Origin of the sequence: Mycobacterium angelicum, assembly GCF_002086155.1 — a bacterium.
GTDB lineage: Bacteria > Actinomycetota > Actinomycetes > Mycobacteriales > Mycobacteriaceae > Mycobacterium > Mycobacterium angelicum.
The window spans coordinates 187,668-207,155 of sequence record NZ_MVHE01000005.1 but is presented as its reverse complement, the minus strand read 5'-3'; the positions used below and the strand labels follow the sequence as shown (position 1 = coordinate 207,155).

General features: G+C 60.9%; 9 protein-coding genes. 5 read left to right on the top strand and 4 right to left on the bottom strand.

Annotated features, from left to right (window positions below; translation table 11 throughout):
• Positions 1 to 46 precede the first annotated feature (46 nt).
• From BST12_RS06035 to BST12_RS06025, 3 genes are all read right to left on the bottom strand, one after another.
• Positions 47 to 6,520: a non-ribosomal peptide synthetase gene (locus BST12_RS06035; RefSeq protein WP_083112093.1), complete on the bottom strand. Its 6,474-nt coding sequence runs from the start codon at positions 6,518 to 6,520 to the stop codon at positions 47 to 49.
• 64 nt (positions 6,521 to 6,584) lie between these two features.
• The gene (locus tag BST12_RS06030) at positions 6,585 to 8,123 is read right to left on the bottom strand and encodes an amidase (RefSeq protein WP_083112092.1); all 1,539 of its coding nucleotides are present in this window, start codon (positions 8,121 to 8,123) and stop codon (positions 6,585 to 6,587) included.
• A 134-nt stretch (positions 8,124 to 8,257) separates the two neighbouring features.
• Positions 8,258 to 9,607 (bottom strand): ATP-grasp domain-containing protein, encoded by a 1,350-nt coding sequence (locus tag BST12_RS06025; protein WP_083112091.1) that lies wholly within the window; start codon positions 9,605 to 9,607, stop codon positions 8,258 to 8,260.
• Positions 9,608 to 10,102: 495 nt separating this feature from the next.
• On the opposite strand from BST12_RS06025, the gene BST12_RS06020 reads away from it, so the two are divergent.
• From BST12_RS06020 to BST12_RS06010, 3 genes are read left to right on the top strand one after another with little or no spacing between them, the layout of a single operon-like run.
• Positions 10,103 to 11,344, top strand: coding sequence for a radical SAM protein (locus BST12_RS06020; RefSeq protein ID WP_139801510.1), 1,242 nt, complete (start codon positions 10,103 to 10,105; stop codon positions 11,342 to 11,344).
• A gap of 54 nt (positions 11,345 to 11,398) precedes the next feature.
• Complete coding sequence (locus BST12_RS06015) at positions 11,399 to 12,055, top strand: nitroreductase family protein (RefSeq protein WP_170062060.1); 657 nt, start codon at positions 11,399 to 11,401, stop codon at positions 12,053 to 12,055.
• A 41-nt stretch (positions 12,056 to 12,096) separates the two neighbouring features.
• Complete coding sequence (locus BST12_RS06010; protein WP_083112088.1) at positions 12,097 to 13,047, top strand: aspartate carbamoyltransferase; 951 nt, start codon at positions 12,097 to 12,099, stop codon at positions 13,045 to 13,047.
• Here the strand turns inward: BST12_RS06010 and BST12_RS06005 are convergent.
• Positions 12,964 to 16,926: a non-ribosomal peptide synthetase gene (locus BST12_RS06005; RefSeq protein ID WP_170062059.1), complete on the bottom strand. Its 3,963-nt coding sequence runs from the start codon at positions 16,924 to 16,926 to the stop codon at positions 12,964 to 12,966. The two genes, BST12_RS06010 and BST12_RS06005, sit on opposite strands and share 84 nt — an antisense overlap.
• Before the next feature lie 116 nt (positions 16,927 to 17,042).
• On the opposite strand from BST12_RS06005, the gene BST12_RS06000 reads away from it, so the two are divergent.
• Entirely contained in the window at positions 17,043 to 18,683 is a 1,641-nt protein-coding gene (locus tag BST12_RS06000) for a DHA2 family efflux MFS transporter permease subunit (protein ID WP_083112086.1), read from the top strand.
• Positions 18,684 to 18,786: 103 nt separating this feature from the next.
• A complete protein-coding gene (locus tag BST12_RS05995) occupies positions 18,787 to 19,488 on the top strand; it encodes an IclR family transcriptional regulator (RefSeq protein WP_083112085.1) in 702 nt (233 codons plus the stop codon).

Here is a 19,488-nt window from a genome sequence, read left to right as displayed (position 1 = left end):
TGATTTCGAAATACACAAGGTCGCAGCAACTTTGTCCGTGAGTTACCTACGCCAGGAGTCCTGGGACAAACCCGAGCAGCTGCAGATCAGTGGCGTACTTCGCGATGATGGGTGGCGTTATATGTGGAATGTCCTTGTCCGGTCCGATTTTCGCGTCTTGCACCGCCGCGCGGAACCGGTCGGATGACGCGGCCGCAGCCTCGCACGGCCGTGCGGGCTGTTGAAAATTCGGCAACAACGGCAGCAGCGAATACCGGCGCTGGCGATCAGGTAATGCGCTCAGGCTGGCACTAAACCGGTTCAGCCAGTCCTCGTAGTCGTCGATGCGCTGGATGGGATAACCATCGTCGATGAGCCAGTCGACGTACTCATCCAGTCCTATGCCGTCGTCGTGCGAATTCACCGCATGGAATGTCTGGAATCCGTCCACCAGTTGCGCGCCCAGCGTGGAGATTGCTTCCGCGATGAATTCCACCGGCAGTCCGTCGAAGTGGGCGGGCTGCCTGCGCCCGTCGCGGTCAAGCTGATAGAACGACACGGGCGCGATACCGGTCATCAGCAGGCTGAGTACCAGCCTGGTGAACGTGTCGGGCAGGTTGAGCAGCCCTGCGTATGTCGTGTCGGCGAGAATCATGCCGCAACGAAACACTGTTATCGGCAGGCCACCCAATTCGTTGGCCTGCCGCAGTAACACCTCGCTGGCCCACTTACTGGCTTCGTAGCCGTTGCCATAGCCATCATTGATAACCCGGATGGGACCGATGAGCCGGATATCGGCGTCCTCGGTGAACAGTGCCGGCGCAATCTGGTTGCCCACGCTGGCCGTCGACACGTAGATGTAGCGCTTCCGCTTCGTGGTCAGCCCGAGGCAGATCAGCTCGGCGGTGCCAAGTGTGTTGGGGTCGAACAGCTGGCTGTAGGGCAGCGCGTGGTTGACCAGAGCCGCGCAGTCAACGATCGTGTCTACGGTGTCGGCCAGCCGCTGCCAGGTCTGGTGGTTCAAGCCAAGGTTGGGCTCGGCCTTGTCGCCCGCGATCACCTCGAGGTACTGGGCAGCCAACTCCCGATAACGGTGCAGTAGCAGTGAGTCGCCGCTGTCGAACGCCTTGTCCAGGCGAGCACGTGCCGCATCGTCGGACTCGGCCCGCACTAAGCAGATGAGCTTGCCGCCGGTGAGGTTAATGCGGGTCAGCCATTCCAGCGCCAGATACCGTCCGAGGAAACCCGTCGCCCCGGTCAGCAGGATTACGCGCGCCTGGGCGATTGGACCGGGCAAGTTCGTGGCGGCGCACAGCGTCGTGGCATCAATGAATTTGCCCAGCGCGAGGTCCCGGAAGTGCACCTCGGTGACATCGCGTCCATGCACTGCCGCAAAGCGGGCTCGATTGGCACCGGGTCCCCCACTGGGTGCGCTCTGCAGCCGCTGACTCAAGCTCCGCACGGACGGCGCTTCGAAGAAGACGCGCGCCGTTAGGTCGGTGGTGCATGCGGCGTTGATCCCGGCGATGACCCGCAGCGCGGAAAGCGAGTCGCCACCCAAGTCGAAAAACGAGTCGTCGATGCCGACCTGCTCCAGCGTGAGGACCCGGGCAAAGATGCCGGCCAACACTTTTTCCAGCGTGGTGCTCGGTGTCCGATAGATACCGGTGTCGCCGTAATTGGGCGGCGGCAATGCTTTGGTGTCGAGCTTGCCGTTTACGGTTAGCGGCAGCTGTCGCAACCTCACGATCGCTGTCGGCACCATGTAGGGCGGCAACCGCTCGGCTAGCTGGGCGCGCAGACGGATCCTGTCGGCTCCCCCGGTGACATAGCCGACCAACCGCTTCTGGCCATCAGCCTCCTCGCGGGCGATCACCACCGCTTGATCCACTTCATCCAGAGCCGCCAATGCCGCTTGGATCTCACCGAGTTCGACGCGGTACCCGCGGATTTTCACCTGTCCATCGGCGCGCCCCACATAGTGCAGCTGACCATCAGCGCACCACCGCACCAGGTCACCGCTGCGATACATCCGCAACCCGGGCGCGGAAGGGCATGCCACGAATCGAGTCGCGGTCAAACCGGGCCGCCTCAGGTAACCGCAGGCCACCCCCGCTCCCGCGATATACAACTCACCGACTACACCGGCAGCCACCGGACGCAGCCACCCATCGAGGACAAAGAACGACAAATTCTGCAGCGGTGCCCCGATCGGACTGACCGCGCGGTTTGTGTCCTGCTCATCGATCTCGCGAAACGAGGCGTGCACCGTGGTCTCGGTGATGCCAAACATATTGATCAGCCGGGGCAGCCCCGGGTGGCCGCGCCGCCAGACGCACAAACGTCGAGGGTCGAGGGCCTCACCGCCGAACACCACCGCCTCAAGGCGAAGGTGGCCGCTGCGCTCCTGATGTGTCGCATCGGCGGCCTGCAACGCATAGAACGCCGACGGGGTTTGACTGAGCACGGTGACGTGCTGAGCGACCAGAAGTGCATGCAGATCCGCTGGCGACCGAGTCAGCGTTTCGGGCACCACGACCAGGCGTCCACCGTGCAACAGCGCACCCCAGATCTCCCATACCGAGAAATCGAAGGAATGCGAGTGACATTGGCCCCACACCTGTCCAGCTTCAGGTCTGAACGAAGTCATCGACCTGAACAGTTGAGTGACGTTGCGGTGGGCAATGGCCACGCCCTTGGGTGTTCCAGTAGTACCGGAGGTGTAGATCAGGTAGGCGATGTGGTCAGGGTCGGGAAAGGCCGGTGCCGTGCTGGGGTAGTTGCCCGCGGAGACGTCGTCGATATCGATCAGCGGCAGGTCGTAGCCGATCAGTTGGGAACGGAGGCCGGCATTGGTGATCGCGGCCATCGGCATAGCATCTGCGAGCATGAAGCCGATGCGGCTGTCGGGGTGGTGAGTGTCGATCGACAGGTAGGCCGCTCCGCTCTTGAGCACCGCCAAGATCGCGATGATGGCCTGCGCTGAGCGCTCCAGCAGCAGCGCGACCACCATGCCGGCACCGATCCCCTGCCGGGTAAGTAGGTGGGCCAGCCGGTTGCTGGCGTGGTCAAGCTCTCGATATGTCCATGAGCGGCCTTGATAGACCAGTGCAACCGCCTGCGGTGCGCGGGCCACCGCGCCGGCAAACAACTGCGGGATGGATGTCTGCGCTTGTGCCGCAACCGATGTCGGAGATGTCACTGCCTTGTGGTTCCCCCACCGCTGCAGTAGGGCATGCTCTCCGCGCGTGAGCAGATCAACGCCGGAGAGGCGCTGATCGGGATCGGCGGCCATGGCCGCCAATAGTTGCTGCAGCCGGGTGGTCAGAGTGCAGATGCTCGAGCGGTCGAACACGTCGGTGCGAAACACCACAGTTGCGCTGATGCCGTCCGGGCTGCCGTCCGGACTGAACCGCTCGGTGAGCGAGAACGTCAGGTCCAAGTGGGCGCTATGGGTATTGAGCTGGATGGGGGTGACGTCCAAGTCACCGATCTTCTGCCGGGCGGGAGCAGTGTTTTGCCAAGCCAGCATGACTTGGATCAACGGGTGATGAGCCAGCGAACGGGGCGGGTTGAGCCGTTCAACGAGGACCTCGAAGGGCAGGTCTTGATGATCGAAGGCATCCAGGCTGTGGTGGCGGATCTGGGCCAGCAATTGCGCAAAGCTGGGATCACCGCTGACCCGGGTCCGCAACACCAAGGTGTTGACGAAAAACCCCACTAAGTCCTCCAGCGCCGGATCGTTACGCCCCGCGATGGGAAATCCCACGGCAACATCAGTGGTGTTGCCCAGTTTGCACAACAGCACCGCTAGCGCGGTGTGAACCACCATGAAACTGCTGACCTGATGCCGGCGGGCGACCCGGTGGATCTGCTGCTGCAGCGTTGCGGGCCAGCACATTTCGATCCGGTCGCCGCGGTGATCAGCGACCGGTGGGTAGGGCCGATCGGTGGGCAGCTGCAGTCTCGGCGGGAGTCCGGCAAGATTCTGTTGCCAATACCTTAGGTCGCCAGCGATCGGGCTGTCCGGGTCCGCTGCACTACCCAGGTTCGCGTGCTGCCACAGCGTGTAGTCGCCGTACTGGATCGCCAGCGGCTCCCAATCCGGGGCCCGTCCAACACACCGACTGGCGTAGGCGGTGCTCAGATCAGCGGTCAGCGGGGCCGTAGACCAGCCATCGGTGGCGATATGGTGGGTCACGATCAGCAGCACATGGGTGTGCTGGTCGAGCCGAAACAGCCGCGCCCGCAACGGGATTTGGGTGGCCAGATCGAAACTGCGCCGCGCGTCGGCGCTGATCGCCTCGTCCAGCAGCTGGGTGCCCCAGCCGGCGGCATCGATGATCTGCCAACCTATATCGGCGTGCTCGACCGGCGCCACCACTTGCTGTGGCACGCCCCCAACCGCGGGAAATATCGTGCGCAGACTTTCGTGGCGGCCCACCACGTCACCCACCGCGGCAGCCAAGGCGTCCGCGTCGAGCACACCATTCAGCCGAGCCGCCCACCCGCTGTTGTAAAGCGGTGACGCGCCCTGCAACTGCTCGATGGACCACAACCGGCGCTGGGCAAACGACAACGGCAGCAACGCAGGACGCGGACCGGCTCGTAGCGGGCCGTAGCGGCGCGGTGAGCCGCCCAGCCGCGCCGCGAGCTCGGCGACTGTCGTTTCGAATATCATCCGCACAGTTACGTCGGTGTCGAACGTGGTGTTGATCGCGGCGATGGCGCGCATCGCGAGCAGTGAGTCGCCACCCAGATCGAAAAACGAATCGTCGATGCCGACCCGGGGCAATTTGAGGACTTGGGTGTAGATACCGGCCACCACTTCTTCCGCCGCGGTGCCGGGAGTCCGGTGAACACCGGTATCGCGGTATTGGGCATCCGGCAGCGCTGCGGTGTCCAGTTCCCCGCTGCGTGTCAGCGGCACCTGCGCGATCGCCACGATCGCAGCGGGCACCATATCCGCGGGCAGGTGCTGTGCTAGCTGCACACGTAACCGGACCGGATCGGCGGTACCGGTGACATAACCCACCAAGCGCTGACGGCCATCATCGTCGAAACGAGCGATCACTACCGCTTGATCGACCCCGTCAAGATCGGCCAGCGCCGCTTGAACCTGTTGCGGCTCAACGGCCCTGCCGGTGAGATAGATGAAGCCGTCGTCGTCGACCCAGCCGATATCACCGGTATCGAGCCATCCGTCGAATAGCTTCCCTTTGCCGTCGAGGATGAATCCCGTTGGTTGGCAACATTTTACATAGCCGGCAAACACTGTTGGACCACTGATCGCCAGGTGACCGACCTCGCCGGCCGGCAAGTCGTGCCAGCATCCGCGGCTGTCCACATGAATCGCTTTGACCATCAGATACGGCAGCCGCTGCCCTACCGAACCCGGCCGAGGGTGGTCGGGAAAGCTACGGACACTGGCGCAGGTCGCCTCGGTTTGGCCATAGCTTTCGAGCAAGATCAGGCCCGTACGCGATTGGAAATCCTGCCGGATTTCGTTCGCCAGCGCCGACGTGCCGGCGATCACCGTCCGCATGGTGCTGATGTCTGCGTCTACCGGGCATTGCGCCAATGCCCGGTAGACGTTGGGGACTGCACTCATCACCGCAATTCGGTAGTGGGCCACGATCTTCCAGAAGTCGGTGTAGATACCCGGGTCCCGGAAGCCGAGCGGGCCCGCCCACACCACTTGCTGACCACGCAACATGGGCGTCAGTACAGCCGCGACGAAAGCGACGACGTGGCACAGGGGCAGGCCGGCGAAGACCACGGAGTCCTGGGCGAGCGAGCTGTCAGCAGCAAGCATCCACGCATCGGCCACCTCGTTAGCGTGCGTATGAGCAGCCAGTTTCGAGGTCCCGGTGGTGCCTTTGGTGTGGAAGATCGCCGCCAGATCCGACGGTTCAGGCGGTTCGGCTAACAGGCGGGTATCGCCGTACCCCTTGGCTTGGTCGGTCATGTAGTGCACCACCGCACCATCAAGGCCCGACACCGCGCTGGGATCGTCCCCGGCTCCGGTCGGCCGTAACACCAGCACCGTGTCGACGACGCCATCGTTTGCAAGTTTGGTTGCCAGCCGCCAGCTGTTCTCATCGAGGCCGGGACCGGCGGCGATCACAACACGAGCGCCCGATCCGCAGATCAGCGCGGCGACGTGTTCATCCGACAAAGCGCTGTTTATCGGCGCGGCAATACCGACGGCTTGGGCTGCCAAGGTTGCGGTGATCAGCTCATCGCAGTTTGGCGAAAGTAGCGCAACCACGCTTCGCCGATTTATGCCGCACGCCCGCAACATGTTTGCCGTGCGCGTCACATCGCTGAACAGCTGCTCGAACGTTCGTCGTTGCGGCTCCCGCCACTGGGCTGCCTCCCGCAGCACCGCTATCGCCGGCTTCGCCGGCCATAGGCTGGCGGCGCGGCTGAGAATTTCATACGTCGAACGCGGCAAGCCCCGCTCGGCCAACGGCACCGCCTCGATAGCTGTTATGTCAGCAGGTTCGGCATAGCGCGGCCAGGCGAGATCAGCGTTCACGTGCCATCAACTCCTTTTCGCTGCCTTTGCGGGTCTGGAATAACGCCGACTCCGAACACTTGCCCTATTGCGGCTTGGGAGGTGCACACGACATGTTCAGCGGGCTGGGAAACCCGTTGCAGTGCGACTCGAAGGCGTCGGCGACCCGGAGCACAGTCGCATCGTCGAACTGCCTGCCGATGATCGTCATTCCGGTTGGCAATCCGTCCATCAAGCCGGCGGGCACCGAGATGGCCGGGTGGCCGGTGAGATTCAGTGGTGCGGTATTGGCGACTGTATTCAGTGATATATCTGAAATGCTTTCTGCCGAAAGCGTTCTCGCGGTCCGCCCAATAGTGGGCAAAACCAGCACATCGTATTGACGCAACGCCTCGTCATATGCGGCGCGTATGTGTGGCAGCAGACTGCGCGCCTTCGCACAAGAGGTACCGCCAAAGGTTTTCGTACTATAGTGCCCGCACAACACCGTCATCTTGATCATCGCGGATAGTTGTTCGGATCTGGCTCTACGCTGACTTACCAAGTGCCCTAGAAGCTCTGGATCGTCGCCGTGGTCGGTACCGAACCAATGACTGCTGCCGTTGAGCATCTGGTAGAAGCAGTCGGTGAAGATTACGGCGAAAATATGCAGCGCCTTCCGATGCCAGGGGACGCTGATTTCTCCTACGGTGCAACCGGTCTCGCTCAGCCGCAGCGCAGCCGAGCGGATCTGTGCGTCGACTTCTGGTCGAGAATCTGGCTGTCCGAAACCTTCGGCGAGGATGCCCACCCGCAGGCCCGCCGCGCCGCTGTCGAGTGCTGACTGGTAATCAACTACGCCAATCTGGTTCGGCTGGCGCGGATCCTTTCCATCGGTACCTGCCAGAACCGTTAGCGCCAGCGCCGCGTCGGCGACGGTGCGAGTCATCGGACCGAGGTGATCGATTGTCGACTCTATGGGAACCGCGCCGGTGTAGGGGACCAACCCGTGGGTGGGTTTGAGCCCAACGATGCCGCATAGCGACGCCGGCAGGCGGATCGATCCTCCTTGGTCGCTGCCCAGGGCAAGTTCGACGGCACCGGATGCGACCAAGGCAGCGCTCCCACTAGACGATCCGCCCGTCTCACGTGTACGGTCCCACGGATTGCGGACCGGGCCGGAAGCCGAGCTACTACTCGAGGTCGAGCCGCAAAAGTTCTCACACACGCTTTTTCCGGCGATAGTCGCACCGGAGGCGAGGATGCGCTCGACAACGGTCGCGTCCCGGTTCGGGACGAAGCCTGCCAAGGCTTTCGATCCGTTCATCATCGGAATTCCAGCTACGGCGATATTGTCCTTGATCGCCACCCGCCTACCCGACAGCAAGCCCTCAGTCACCGAACGGATTTCGGAGGTCACGCACCAGGCGTTGAGCGGGTCGTAGCCCGGCTGCGGAAATCGGTAGCTACGCCGAACCGCCCGCGGTGGGCCGAAATCGTCATAGAGTTCATCGACGACGTCGTAAGACTGCAGCGTGTACTTCACCCCGGCAAGAAACTCCGTCCGGGCACCGGCATCAAGATCAAAGCCGAAATACTCTGCCGCAGAATCGATGTCCTCAGCCGAGGGTCTCACGACCGCCACGTGGACCCAGCTCGTTGCGGCTGGGTGCACACACCCGGCTGGACACTCATACGTTCGACATTCACCAGTCCTGTCACACCTTTCTGAATTTTCGGCCACGACGACCGCAACGACGCGGAAACCAGCCAGCCTCGTTACACCCGAGCCATCGCAGCGCTGACCCCGACATGAAATTTCAAATCTGGGATAATGCGTTTGAAATCGGGAATCAATTCATATCCGTAGCGCGTAACAGTTCGATCGACCGTGAGCCGAGCAACCGTAGCGCACGGATCGGTGTCCAAATCCGGGTGTGTCAATACGTCCGCACGAAGCAGAGTTCCAGTTGCTTCGAACGCATCGACCATGTTGGTTGGGTCTATCGCTGAAGCCGTGTCCCCCGTGTGATGGACAACAATTTGCGCGCGCGGAGGTGCGCCCGTCGAAATCTCCCATAGCGAAGGATGCTCGGGTTTATGGATGCCGAGAAATGAAGCGATGTGATCCAGAAGTAAGCACCCCAGCCCCATTTCCACGGCTATGTCGCAGGACAACCGGGTAGACCCCTGGAACCGCGGATTCACCTCAGAGAACAGCGGCACTCCACCGCATACGAGAAAGTCCACACCGAACGCCCCAAGATATCCCTGGGACCGGAGCCAGCCGCCAATGGCCCGCACTGCCGACTCGATGTCTTCGACAATCTCCTGACCCAAATTTACCACCGCGGCAAAGTCATTTCCGCAGTACGCAAATTGGCGCGTAGTGCAACCTTCTATTCCAATCAACTGGATTGACGCCGGATGCACCGAGACCCCGTCGGGCCATACAACTCCCGACACATTTACCGGTATAGCATCATCGAAATATGGCGCAACGCTCACAAATGCTTCGCTCGCGGACGGCCACTCATTCTCGAGTTCTGCTGTGGATTTCACCAAACTAAAGCCCACCCCGCCGGTCGTTCTGCTGCGACGCAGCATCACGGGCCCGTCGTAGAGCAGCCGATGGGCGCGGGTGAATTCAGAATCGGCGATGTAATGCCAAGGAACCCGGGGCAGGCCCAATTTGGCAACAGCACTTTCCACCCATGGCTTGTGCTCGAACGCTTGCTGCATCCCAGCGAAAATCCCCAGGTAGCTGGCGTGTCTCTGCTTTGCAAACGTAATCGCCGAAAGGAACTCGCTGGGTCGATAAGTGAGGACCGCCGCTGGTCCGGAGAGTGCCGCATAGATGGCACTTCTCAGCACACCGACCATCACATCCTGCGGATGATCGTCGACGCTGAACGTGTCGAGATCGACGCGCTTCCTCGACACCTCCTCCAAGGACATTGCGGTCACGTGATCACTGGACGTGTAGCTATTGATGACCGAGAAAACCGCCGAGAGCTGCGGCAACTCGGCTACAGATTGGACATCGTCGCCGCGAGTCCCGAACCATACCAGCCGGCGATCTCCAAGCTTGGCAACTATCTCGTCAATCAATCGAGCACGATCAGTCATTTCGACACCACCGATAACCTGCTTGGCCGGACAAGGGATACCCGCTCCATATAGGGGCAGGCTGGAAAAGCGCTGACGCGACCGTCTAGGACGTAACCGCTGCCGGGCGAGACCTGGATGCGATCGCGGTGCCACATCGTCGCGCTCATGATGACACGCCACACAACGTATGACGACTGACGTATATATACGTCTCGCGTTACTATCAACTGCAGCTCAACCATTCCTCAATCCAGGCGTTCACCTGCGTCTTACGACACCGAAACACGAAGCGGTTATTTGTTTCAGGCTTGTGAACAATGAATGGTGAGGAACCATAACCCGACACCTGTTGGACTGCTGATCGATTCAGCGAAATGCCGGCGAATTGCCAGTAGACTTTCAGACGCAATAGACCCTCCACGGTGAGCACAAAGGTACAGTAACCGCTAGGCTCCACATCGTGCCACACGACGAATTAACCCGGGCCGTTGCTCACGCAACGGAACCCACGCCTTGCTGCTACCGCAGACAGCGCCCGTAAAGATCCGCAATCAATACGGCGGCACTCGCATATGTAGTTTCGGCGTACGAGATCATGAAAAGAAGGCGATGATGAATTCGAGGGTGATTTCATTAACCGAAGCCGAGCGTCTCAAATTTCACCTATTGCAATCTGGTATCCAGATCACGGCCGGCGCAGCGGAATACATTCGATCCCACAACGGTGACCGGCCGCTGACACCAGCGGATTACCCGTCGACGTCGGGTATTGTGTTGGTGCTGGAAGGCGAGGTGTGGGTCAACGCGCCGATCGAGGAATACAACCCGAATTTCGTCAGCAACAGCATTTTCCAGCTCTGTGTCGACAGTGCGGGCTTATGGGTTGACGGCGACGGATTCTCCTCGCGCGCAAAGTTTTGGATGCCACCGCAATTCCACGGGCAGTCCAACGGCGAAGGGATCGCCTACAGCAGCCTAGGATTTACACACACCGACCGCGTGAGAATCTCCCCGATTAGCGGTTGCGCGTTCACATGCAAGTTCTGCGATATTCCGTACGAGTTCCAGTATCGGGCCAACGACGTCAACCGATTAATTGAGCTGGTCCAGGTCGCCCTTGCCGATCCGCTGCAGCCAGCTAGTCATGTTCTGATATCCGGCGGAACGCCGCGTCCGGAGCATTACGACTACATGCGCGCCCTCTACGAGCTTGCCGCTGCCCAATTCCCTGATGTCCCAATAGACATCATGATGGTGCCGGTCGGCGACGTCATGGATCCGTTGTGGCTCGACGAGATCGGGATCAACGAAATTAGTGTCAACCTCGAGGTCTGGAGCGACGACCTGGCCCGCCGGCTCATGCCGCGAAAGCACAAAAAGGGCAGGACCCACTACTTGGACTATCTGGCGAATGCCGCGTCGGTGCTCGGCGGGCACCGGGTCCGGTCGATGTTCATGCTCGGCATCGAACCACTGGAGTCCACACTCGAAGGCATCACTGAGATCGCGAGCCGCGGCTGTACGCCAGTGCTCAGTCCGTTCCGGCCTGACCCGGCCACCCCGATGAGAGACTGGACAGTGCCCTCCGCCGAATTCATGCTCGATGCGTATTTGGCGGCCCGCGAGATCACCCAGCGCTATGGTGTCGCGCTGGGACCCAGCTGCGTTCCGTGTACGCACAACACCCTCACACTGCCCTCGACCTATCAAAATGGCGACGCTGAAATTCACCATGGACGTCCCCGCCTGATTTGATCCGGCCTTCCAGAAATCGTTAATGGGAATCTTTGGCAGAAGGGAGCCATTTTCGTGCCGGTAACCGATACGAATGCGAAGGAGTTTATCGACTTAATACTAAGGCGACGGAGCATCAGGGAAACATTTACCAGCGAACCGGTACCGACAACAGACCTGGTCCGCATCGTAGAGTGTGGGCTTGCCGCGCCCTCCTCAAAGAATGCTCAACCTTGGCGCTTCCACATTGTGCAGGACAGAGTTCTGCTCGACTCGATCGCCGACTGCGTCCAGGAAGCTAAGGGGGCGGCCGCGTATGGCCCTCAGCCTCATATATCGACGGGATTACCTCGCAAGTACTTCCCGAGCACAGTTATCGAGTCGGTCGAGATTCTTCGGATAGCACCGGTTGGCATATTCGTCGAAAATCGCGGTGTGTTCAGCGGCCGGAAAAGGCAATTGGCTTCGACAGGTACCAGCGTTAAAGCGATCACCGGGTATGGCAGTGAAATGCTGGGTATCGGTGCAGCTGTAGAAAATATGTGGCTAGCCGCGAATGCCCTGGGTTTCGGTGCTGTTTTTATGGCCGATGTGCTGGTGGCGGAAGACATTATCAAGCGAAAGCTATGCATCCGGGGCGACCTAGTGGGAGTCCTTAGTCTGGGACCGCATGACGGCGGGGGCCGGCCGTCAATGGGCGCGCGGCTTGAGGATCTGACCGTCTGGCGCTAGCGGGATTCCAATCCAGTACTGACTGAAAGGCCGTAGCCTAGATGGGTAGCAACGGCGTTCGCCACTTGCTCGACATTAATGACCTCACCGACGATGACATCGACTCGGTTATTTCCGGCCCGCATGCTGGCCGTGGGGATGTATCCGGGTCGGTTATCGGCTTAATTTTTCTGGAAAGCTCGTTGCGAACTCATTTCGGCTTCGCAGCGGCGGCAACTCGTTTAGGCGCCACTGGGCTTTCCGTAACCGAATTGCGGCACGGGCCGGGGATGCCGCGTGCCGAATCCGTGACTGACACGCTTCGAGCCATCGGTGGCATGGCCGACTTGGTAGTGATCCGGCCGGGCGAGCCCCTCGACCGTGACCATATCCACGCGGCAAGTCCGGTACCGGTAATAAACGGCGGCGACCCCGGCGGTGAACACCCCACCCAAGCGCTTATAGATTTCGTTGCCCTGCAGAGATTCGTCGGGCCCATTCAGGAAATCCGGGTGGGGATCTGCGGCGACTTGACGATGCGAGCCTCACGGTCGCTACTTCATCTACTCAACCGGCGGCCGCCACGTTCATTGAGATTGATCGCGCCATATTCGCGGTCAAACCACGGCATCGCTTTTGGCGAGGAATTAAATAGCTGCGTAACGTGGACCGAAGCTCCGGATTTTTCAGATCTCGATGCGCTGATCATCACTGGCATCACACCGGTGACCGACGGCGACAGGTCTGATTACACGCTAACGAAGCAGTCTGCCGAGTCACTACCGGCACACGCGGTAGTCCTGTCACCGATGCCGATAATCGACGACATCTCGAGCGAGATGCTCGGCGATCCCAGGGTACGAGTGTATGACCAGAGCGACCTCGGCGTATCGGTGCGGATGTCTATTCTGCAGCTCCTGCTCGATCAATCACAGAAGATGAGCTACGGGGCTGGGGGTGACCGCGGATTGTGCGCGAGACATGAAATACGACGCCAGTTGGTCACTGAATAAGTCGAGTGATTCCTTGGTCAGCATAGTGTTATGCGTGCAGTCGACAGGATATTCGCTGATATCGCCCCCGACGTATGGCCGCCAGATTCGGGCCAATGACGCGCTCCCATCGTCACCCGTCGCCGAGAAGATAACCATGTCGCCATCAAATAATTCCGGCACGTGCCGTGATAATAGTGATCCATTAGTATTGATGTTCTTGACTACGGTTCCGAGAATCGACCTGGGTGGAAGAATGGAGTCCACCGCAGTGCGCTGGCTAACCAACTCCGCAGCCGTCTGATAGGTAAGGGGCAGAACGTGCTCCGGCACGTCGATGCCAGCGGATGTCAAAAAGTACTCGAGCACATCACTTTCGGAGAACGCACCTATACCGTTGGAGGTGCGATCGTCGTTGGGGGACGAGTTGGACAGCAACGGATCGAGAACCAGCAGGCGGCGCACCAGACACCCGCGCCGCCGCAGCTCAACGGCAAGCTGATGGGCGATAACCCCGCCAATTGACCACCCCAGAAGATCGTATGGACCGTCCGGGTGAAGCCCCTGGATTGTGTCTGCATAGATCTGCGCCACGTCGCGGATTGATCCAGGCGCAGACCTTCCGTCCGGCAACACTTGTTGAATGCCGATGATTGGACAATCAACATACGGGCCCAGGGTTCGGTATGGCCAACTAAGCCCTCCCCCCGGCGGAAGACAAAACAGGGGGACGCCTGCGCCTTTCTTTAGTAACTCGACGGGAACGATTTCGACTTCATTCTCCCGGGCGCCAATTCGGCAGGACAGACTTGCAACGGTTGGCGTGTCGAATAGGGCACGCACCGTAAGCTCATCATCGAGCCTCGTGTTGATCGCCGCCACGGCGTGCATTGCCAAGATGCTGTCGCCGCCCAGGTCGAAAAACGAATCACCGACGCTAACCCGCTCAAGCCCTAAAACTTCCGCGTAGATGTCAGCCAAGGCCTGCTCGACAGGGCCGACCGGGGCCTGATACTCAGCAACGCAGCACTCCGGCAACGGCAGCGAGCTGGTGCCGAGCTTGCCGTTGACAGTCAACGGCAGCTCCGCCAGCCTCACGATCGCGGTCGGGACCAGGTACGGCGGCAGCTGCTCGGCTAGCTGCGCGCGCAGGAGTGCCCCGTCTGCCCCACCGGTTACATACCCCACCAACCGTTTGTCGCCGGGGCGGTCTTCACGCACGATGACCACCGCCTGATCCACCCCATCTAGACCGGCTAGCGCCGCTTGAACTTCGCCGAGTTCGATGCGATATCCACGGATCTTGACCTGTTCGTCAGCGCGTCCCACCCATGTCAGCTGGCCGTCGGCGCGCCAGCGCACGAGGTCCCCACTGCGATACATCCGCGCCCCAGCCGCATCCGGGCAGGCCACAAACCGAGACGCGGTCAGTCCCGATCGGCGCCAGTACCCGCAACCGACTCCGGCACCCGCGATGTACAACTCACCGACAACGCCGACAGGCACCGGGCGCAGCCATTCGTCCAGCACAAAAAACGCCGCACTCGATACCGGCGACCCGATCGGCGGCGCCCCGCACCCCGCCTGCAGGGGCGCGCTCTTGGCCAACCACATCGTCGTCTCGGTTGGGCCGTAGACGTTAACCATCACCCGCCCAGGCGCCCAGCGATCGACTAGTTCCGGTGGGCAGGGCTCGGCACCGATCACCAGCGTCGCCGACTCTAATCCCTCCGGGCATAGGATTCGCAGCGCGGAAGGCGTCTGGGTAAGTACCGTGACCCGCTCGTCGATCAGTAAGGCATGGAAATCCCCCGCAGAACCGATCACCCGATCGGGCACCACCACAAGCCGGCCGCCGTGTAGCAGCGCACCCCAGATCTCCCATGCCGAGAAGTCGAATGCATACGAATGAAACTGCGTCCACACTTGTTTCGGCGTTAGCTCCACGCCGATCTCCAGCGAGTCGAACAGCTGAGTGACATTGCGCTGGGTAACCGCCACCCCCTTCGGCACGCCGGTGGTGCCGGAGGTGTAGATGATGTGGGCTATGTTGTCCGCGTTGGGCACCGGCAACCCGTGGGTGGGTTGGTTGTTGGTCGCCGGGTCATCGACGTCGATAACCCGCAGGTTGTATCCGTCGACTCGGCTCTTCAGCCCGGCGCTAGTGATTACGGCCGCCGGGTTAGCGTCGCCGATCACGAACTCGACACGGCTGTCGGGATGTGCCGGATCGATCGGCAGATAAGCCGCACCCGCCTTAAGTACCGCCAAAATCGCGACAATGGCCCGCACGGACCGTTCCATTAGCAGCCCCACCACCTCGCCGGGGCCTATCCCGTAGTCGGTAAGTAGGTGAGCGAGCTGATTAGCGGCCTGGTCCAGTTGACGATAGGACAACGACTGACCCTCGCACACCAGCGCCACTGCTTCTGGCGTGGCCGCTACCTGAGCCGCAAACAGTGCGGGAACCGAAGCCGGCGCCGAGCGCGACGTAACGCTCGGCGCTGCCTGATTACCCCACTTCCGCAAGTGAGCGCGCTCGGCCCCGTGAACCAGATCTACCGACGACAACCGCCGACCGGGATCATCGGCCACCGCCAGCAGGATTTGCGATAGGCGCTTCGCAAAGTCGGCGGCGTCAAAGTCGGAATAAGGTTGGCCAGCCCCCACCGTGCTCAAAAGGAGCTGGTCCCCGTCCATTGTTGAGAACAGACCGAAGTAGTTCACGCGTCCATAATTTGTGCCCACGGCAGATACCGGGGCATCACCGAACGGAGTTACGGTTGCCCGCGGTAGGAAATTAACGCTCACCCTACTAGCGGTCGCGCCAGCGGCTCGGCGCTCTCCCCTATCCGCAGAACTGTGCACCGGAAAACGCTGGTGGCGCAAAGCCTCTTGTATTCGCATGTCAACATGTCCGCAAAAATCTGTGAATGCGGTATCCGGCGCCGCCTGTAACACCAGCGGCACAACCCCGCTAACCATTCCCGGAAAGGTCTTCAGCTCAGGAGTCGTTCGCCTACTGACCGGAAAATCCAGCACCACCTCCGAACTACCAGCATCCCAACTAAGGACTAGCAGTGCACATGCCGCAGTGAAGACTGCCGGTTGCCGCATGTTCAGACGTTTGGCCAGTTGTTGGGTTTGGCGGACAACATGTTTTTCAAACTGAACCGGAGCGGAAGGCGTGAAGAAGTCACGCCCTTTCTCGGCCTGCTGCAACTGATAATCCGGCCCTCTTGCGGAGCGTAGGATCGCATCCCAGTAATCGCGATCTTCGCGATAGTGTGTGGATTTCTCGTATTCTAGCTCGCAGCGAACGAGGTCCTGTAACGATCCGAAGAATGCAGGCGGAAGCGGCATCCGTGAAACCAGCGCAGAGTAAACAGATGCGATTCGATTGACTACAAGCATTATGCCGAAGCCATCGAGGACCATATGATGTGCGCACAAGAACAGATAGAATTCGTCCTGTCGCGTTTGTAACAACGTGAATTTAAGCAACGGGCCGGCCAATGGCATCGGCGTGCGTTGTATCAAGGAGGCTATCCGGTAGGCCTGCTGCACGGGATCCAGCGAGCCGGTCAGGTCATGGACGGGTAGCGTAAGACCCTCGCAATCAATGACCTCTTGGTAAAGCTTGCCATCGAGCACCCGAAATCCGACTCTTATTGGTTCGGCTTCAGACACCACACGGCGAATGGCTTGCTCAAGCAAATTGGGTTCTATCTTGCCGCTGATGATGAACATCATGCCGAGCTGCCATTCGATCGGCGAGCGGTGCAATTCCTGCAAAAGCCAGAGGTCTAACTGCGGTCGAGTTGCGGGAAGCGTTTGCCCGCCAGGCCCTATCTGAGCACCGCCCGCCGTTACGTTCTCATCGCTGGGATTGATGCTCACCGATCTCCCCAATCATCGATGTTCGCCACTGGGCTCAGCGTCAGCCGAGCGGCCTCGCCGCGATACACAACCATGCAGACAATAGTTGCTGACAACTATTGCTACGGGCAATACTTATGTGGGATTACAGTAGGAGGTCGCGCGTGAGAGCGCCAAGTTGGCGGCGGGCGAGAAGCCTTGCACCGGCCCCAACCGCCACGGTGACCCTGCTGCCAGTGGCGGACAGAACCGGCCGCCGGTATCCGGACAAGCTGGACACCTCGATATTTCGGATCGCCGGCGTGTGCGTGCTGGTTGCTGTGATGACGAACATTGACATAACCGCTATCGGTGTCGCGCAGCGGGCTTTGATCGCCGATTTCCACTCAAACCAGGCCGTCGTTGGCTGGACCGTGACCGGCTACACCCTCGCGTTGGCGGCGGCGATACCAATGGCCGGCTGGGCAGCCGACCGGTGCGGTACGAAACGGTTATTCATCGGATCAGTGCTGGTGTTCACGTCGGGTTCGCTGCTGTGTGTGATGGCACCAAATCTTCTATCGCTGATCGTCTTTCGAATGGTGCAGGGATTGGGCGGCGGGATACTGCTACCTCTGAATTTCACCATCGTGGTCCGCGAGGCGGGCACACAGCGGCTTGGCCAACTCATGGCGGTCCTGGGAATCCCGATGATGCTCGGCCCAATTGGCGGCCCCATCCTCGGCGGTTGGCTCATCGAAACCCACGGCTGGCGTTGGATCTTCGGCATAAACCTCCCGATCGGTCTGATCGCATTGGTCCTCGCCGGCATGGTGTTGCCGAAGGATCGGCCAGGTCCGGCGGCACTGTTCGACCTTGTCGGTATGCTCCTGCTTTCGCCCGGCCTGGCGACTTTCTTGTATGGAATGTCATCCATGCCGTCTCGTGGCACGGTGGCTGACCGCCACGTGTTGATACCGGCAGGCATCGGCCTGGCGTTGATGAGCGGATTTGTTGTCCATGTCCTCCACCGCACGGCTCACCCGCTAATCGACTTGCGGCTGCTCACCAACCGTTCTGTCACACTTGCCAACTTGGCTATGTTCTTGTTCGCCATTGGGTTTTTCGGCGCCGAGCTGCTGTTTCCGAGTTACCTGCAACAATTGCTCCATCAGACGCCGCTGCAATCCGGGTTTCATATGGTTCCACAAGGGCTCGGTGCCATGCTGGCTATGCCACTAGCCGGAACAACCTTGAACAAGCACGGACCGGCCAAGGCCGTGCTGGTCGGCATCACGCTGACTGGCTTAGGTATGGGCATTTTCGCCCATGCCGCGGCCAAACAGGCCGGTTACCTGCCCACGCTGTTTGGGGGGTTGGCAATCATCGGCTTTGGCGCAGGCTGCACCATGATGCCGTTATCGGCTGCGGCTGTCCAAACTCTATCTCCACATCAGATTGCGCCTGGTTCGACGCTGATCAGCGTAAACCAGCAGGTGGCCGGATCGATCGGTGTCGCGTTGATGTCAATGATCTTGACCAGCCAATTCAGCCGCAGTGAAAACATCGCCACTGCAACAGGACTCGCGCCGCTGCAACAAGACGCCACGATCCGCGAGGCGCCAGTGGTTCCGTTGGTAACGCCGCACGATGCCCTTGCCCGCGCTTTTGTTAGCAATGTTTCGCACGACCTTGCGCACGCCTACGCAACGGTATTCGTGTTGGCAACCGTCATGCTGGCTTCGATAGTTATTCCGGCGGCTTTCCTAGCGACCCGCACCCTAACCGTGCGTCGCTGACCATTAGCTCGCCCACGAAAGCACATTGAAGGCTGGGGCTCGAATCCAGCCACTTTTCCACGAAGCATCGGCATCTCAAAATACGAGACGCTAATATCCGCTTGTGAGACAACAAAGCGGTATCGGCGTCCTCGACAAGGCCGCGGGCGTACTACACGCGGTCGCGGAATCTCCCTGTGGGCTGGCCGAATTGTGTGAGCGCACCGGTCTGCCCAGGGCGACCACCTACCGGCTGGCCGCCGCGCTGGAGGTGCATCGGCTGCTGGGGCGGGACGAGGAGGGGCGCTGGCGGCTGGGCCCGGCGATCAGCGAACTCGCGGCCCATGTCAACGATCCGCTGCTGGCCGCCAGCGCGGCCGTGCTGCCCCAATTGCGCGAGACCACGGGCGAAAGCGTGCAGCTGTACCGCCGGGAGGGCACGTCGCGGGTTTGTATTGCGGCGCTGGAACCCGCTGCGGGTCTTCGCGATACCGTCCCGGTCGGCGCGCGATTGCCGATGACCGCGGGTTCGGGCGCCAAAGTGCTGCTCGCGCACAGCGATGCGGCGACGCAGGCGGCGGTGCTCCCCCACGCGAAATTCACCGACCGGGTGCTGGCCGAAGTCCGCCGCCGCGGCTGGGCGCAAAGCGTGGCCGAACGCGAGCCGGGCGTCGCCAGCGTTTCGGCGCCGGTGCGCGATAGCCGTGGCGTCGTGGTGGCCGCCATCTCGGTCTCCGGTCCGGTCGACCGGATGGGACGCCGTCCCGGGGCGCGCTGGGCCGCCGACCTACTGGCCGCGGCCGACGCGCTCACCCGCCGGCTCTGA

Coding starts and splice junctions, on each gene's coding strand:
- BST12_RS06025 (WP_083112091.1), bottom strand. CDS start 9,607: ATGACTGATCGTGCTCGATTGATTGACGAGATAGTTGCCAAGCTTGGA.
- BST12_RS06010 (WP_083112088.1), top strand. CDS start 12,097: ATGGGTAGCAACGGCGTTCGCCACTTGCTCGACATTAATGACCTCACC.
- BST12_RS06000 (WP_083112086.1), top strand. CDS start 17,043: ATGTGGGATTACAGTAGGAGGTCGCGCGTGAGAGCGCCAAGTTGGCGG.